General features: G+C 40.1%; 4 protein-coding genes. All 4 read right to left on the reverse strand.

All coding sequences use genetic code 11. The annotated features are described in order from the left end of the window. Nucleotides 1-648: ABC transporter ATP-binding protein (locus HMPREF1151_RS09530; protein WP_009661892.1), on the reverse strand; the 648-nt coding region annotated here is incomplete at its 3' end. Then, nucleotides 641-1,438 carry an ABC transporter ATP-binding protein gene (locus HMPREF1151_RS09535; protein WP_009661890.1) on the reverse strand — a complete coding sequence of 266 codons (798 nt, stop codon included), beginning with the start codon at nucleotides 1,436-1,438 and terminating at the stop codon, nucleotides 641-643. The genes HMPREF1151_RS09535 and HMPREF1151_RS09530, both read right to left, overlap by 8 nt. 12 nt (nucleotides 1,439-1,450) lie before the next feature. Beyond that, entirely contained in the window at nucleotides 1,451-3,019 is a 1,569-nt protein-coding gene (locus HMPREF1151_RS09540; protein ID WP_009661893.1) for an ABC transporter substrate-binding protein, read from the reverse strand. A gap of 148 nt (nucleotides 3,020-3,167) precedes the next feature. Continuing rightward, complete coding sequence (gene nikC, locus HMPREF1151_RS09545; RefSeq protein WP_009661891.1) at nucleotides 3,168-3,989, reverse strand: nickel transporter permease; 822 nt, start codon at nucleotides 3,987-3,989, stop codon at nucleotides 3,168-3,170. Between the last annotated feature and the right edge of the window lie 35 nt (nucleotides 3,990-4,024).

Here is a 4,024-nt window from a genome sequence, read left to right on the forward strand (position 1 = left end):
CATAGTACGAATGAAAGCAATATCATGAGCGATGAATAGATAGGTCAAATTCCGTTTCTTTTGCAATCTAGCGAGTAGATAGGCAATAGAGTCTTGCACAGATACATCAAGGGCACTCGTTGCCTCATCGAATACGAGGATTTCAGGTTTCAAAACGATAGCTCGTGCAATAGCTACACGTTGACGTTGACCACCAGACATCTCATGAGGGAATCGATGCATAAACTCACGCGGTAAATCTACCATTTCAAGATAATCCCCAGCGATTTGTTCTTCTTTTCCCTTTTCGAGAAGCCCAAAATTATATAGTGGTTCAAGAATAATATCCTTAACCTTCATACGCGGATTAAAAGCTGCCGATGGATCTTGGAATACCATTTGAATTTTTTGACGATATTCTCTAGTTTGTTCTGTATTCATGTGTTGAATCTCAACACCATCAACGTAGATTTCACCTTCTGTAATAGGCAACATTTTCATAATCATACGAACTAATGTTGTTTTACCAGAGCCGGATTCACCTACAATACCAAGAGATTGCCCTTTTTCAAGTGTGATATTGATATTTTTACATGCCTCAAGTTCGCCACCAGTAGGAAGTGGGAATCGTTTACATACATTTTTAATTTCTACTGCGTAGTTAGTCAATGTAACGACCTCCTCCCAATGTTGGTACCGCATCTTTTAGTTGTTTTGTGTATTCATTAGATGGGTTTTCTAAGATTTCTTGTGGCGTACCTGCATCTACAACACAGCCCTTTTTCATAACGATGATGTAATCGGACATATATGCCGCCACACCAAGGTTATGAGTTACCATAACGATAGTGGAATTATGTACTTTAGATAATTCCATCATTTGCATAACAACTTGAGATTGCGTCGTCACATCTAAAGCAGATGTTGGTTCATCACCGATGAGTAATGCTGGATCTAAAGCCAGTGCCATAGCAATGCCTACCCGTTGGCGTTGACCACCAGACAGCTCATGTGGATAGCGGCGAAGGATATCTGCGCAATTAGGTAACGCAACAGACTCTAATAATTCAATAGCACGACGATCACATTCGTCATTGGAGATTTCAATGTGAGCTTTGAATAGTTCTCTAAATTGTTTACCAATACGTACAATCGGATCGAGTGCACTACCGCTATCTTGGAAAATCATGGCCATGTCTTTGCCACGTATGGATCTCCATTCTGACTTAGATAGGGTGCGAAGGTCTTGACCATTAAAGATCATTGTACCATCTGTGACCTCACCACCTACAGGCAATAAACCCATGAGGGCCCGGATCACGGTAGTTTTACCGGATCCGGATTCCCCTACAATGGTCAATACCTTACCGCGTTCCAAGGTAAAGTTTACATCCATAACAGCAGGCACACCTTGGTACGCGATGCTAAGGTTCTCTACAGTTAGTATGTTTTCTGCCATTATAGCTCCTTACTATTTTGTAATTTTGTTAGTAATCCAGTAGTAATCACTTGGGTACATGACAGCACCTTTCAAGTAAGAACCAGTAATGATATTAGTTTTAGGATAACCTAAGAACAATGCAGCGCCATCATTCATCAATAATTGTTGAATTTGAATTGCATATTCACGACGTTTTACAGGGTCGAATTCAGTTTGAGCAGCATCTAACAATTGGTCAACTTGTGGATTGGAGTAACCAGAACCGTTTTGAGGGTTAGAACCATTATTATTAGTATGCCAGTAGTTAGCTAAGAACCAGATTGGATCACCTGTATTAGCAGTTACGATGTTGGAGATAAGCATATCATAATCGCCATCTTGACCCATTTTATCAATCAAGTTGTAGTCAACTGTTTTGATTTTCATATCGATACCAACTTTTTTAAGATCGGCTTGGACAGCTTCTGCATAAAGTGGTAATTCTGCACGAGAGTTATATACAACGAAGTTGAATGTTAATGGTTTGCCATCTTTATCAAGGATACCATCGCCATCAGTATCTTTCCAGCCATCTTCAGCTAACAATTGTTTAGAACGTTCAGGATTATACGCATTAGGATCTTTCAAGTCATTGAAGCCGTAGTCCATAGATGGTGGAATTGGAGCGGAACCAGGAATGAATGTACCCTTTAATAATACATCTGCATAGTTTTTACGGTCTGTTGCAGAGATTACAGCAGCACGAACCTTGTCGTCACCAAGAATACCTTTTTGATTGATACGTGCTAACACAACACGAAGAGATGCAATTTCATCTACTTTAAATTTGTCATTGCCTTGGAACAAGCCAATTTCACCAGGGCCGATATTAACAGCCATGTCTACATCACCGGATTGCAAGCTCATAGCACGCGTATTAGGATCGTCGATGGATGGGATTTCTACGGTTTTAAACGGTACTGCACCATCCCAGTAATTTTCATTCGCCGCCATTTCAGCACGTTCCTTAGTGAAAGATTTTACTACATATGGGCCTGTACCGATAGGACCTTCTTTAGCGAAGTTACGGCCATCTTTTTCAGATTGCACATCAACAATTAAGAATATTGGATCTGCCAAAAGACCTGGCATATTAGGATATTCTTTATCTGTTTTGATAATTAATTGTTGGCCATTTGCTTCAATAGAATCATAATTAAAGAACGTTTTTGCAATATTAGACTTTTCAAAAGAACGCTCAATAGAAGCTTTTACCGCTGCGGCATCAACTTTTTTACCGTTAGAGAATTTCACCTTATCATTAATTGTGAAAGTCCAAGTTTTCTTATCTGGAGACACTTCCCATTTAGATGCAATCCAAGGTTGAGGCTTCATGTGCTCATCAAACTTAGTCAATGTTTCACCTATACCATAACGCATGACAACCCAAGAGAAGAAATTTTCCGTAGGATCTAACGAAGAGGCAAAGTTAGTTACACCAACTTTTAAAACATCCTTATTAGCAGCACCATTGTTATCGGAACCACAACCAGCGATGAAGGAACCCATCATTACAATGCTGAGGCCTGCTAAGAGAGCCTTTTTCCAAGATTTTTTCATGTAAAATCTCCTTGTACAATTACATATAACCATAAAATATACACATCATGACTACTAAATTTACAATAGTCATAATAGAAAAACCATAGTATTGCTTATTTATCCGACAACTGTCACAAAACCATCTATAAATAAGCATCACACTAAACTAACCTTGATTTTTAGGGTCTACTACATCCCGTAGAGAGTCAGACCAAAGGTTAAAGATAGCAACTACAATAAGGATAGACATGCCAGGGAATGCCATAAGCCAAGGGCTCGTTTGCAAATACTGGCGGCCTTCGTTAAGCATAAGGCCCCATTCAGGTGTTGGTGGTTGTGCACCGAATCCAAGGAAGGATAAACCTGCAACCTCAATCATGATGGCCCCAATATCTAGAACACCTGTTGTTACAACGAGGGGCAAAATATTAGGGATAATATGACGACGTAAAATCGTCCATGTAGAGGCACCCATCATAACGGCTGCCGTTACATATTCTTCACCACGTACTTTCAACGTCATAGAACGTACAAGACGCGCATATTTAGCCCACCCTACAACGGAGAGTGCTAAGATGGTATTTACAATACTGCCCCCTAAGATACCGGCGATTGCAATGGCGAGTACTACACCTGGGAAGGATAACATAATATCCGCCAAGCGCATAAGAACCATTTCAACCTTGCCGCCAAAGTAACCTGCTACGGCACCGATAACTGTACCAATGCTTACCATAATCACTACAATGGATACACCCATGAACAAGGATAATTGAGTACCATAAATGATACGAGACAATACGTCACGGCCCAATTTATCGGTACCAAACCAATGTTGTGCGCTAGGGGCTTGTAATGCTTTTGTCATATCTGAGGAAAAAGCATCGCCCGGCGCAAGCCATGGTGCAAAAATAGCAATGAATACGATAATAAGCATCAATGCAGTGTAGAAAGAGAACAATTTATGTTTCTGAATAAATTCTTTCATTATGCTCTCTCCCTTTTCAATCTAGGGTCTAATAG

The sequence above is a fragment of the Veillonella sp. ACP1 genome (genome assembly GCF_000286635.1).
In the GTDB taxonomy this organism is placed as follows: domain Bacteria; phylum Bacillota; class Negativicutes; order Veillonellales; family Veillonellaceae; genus Veillonella; species Veillonella atypica.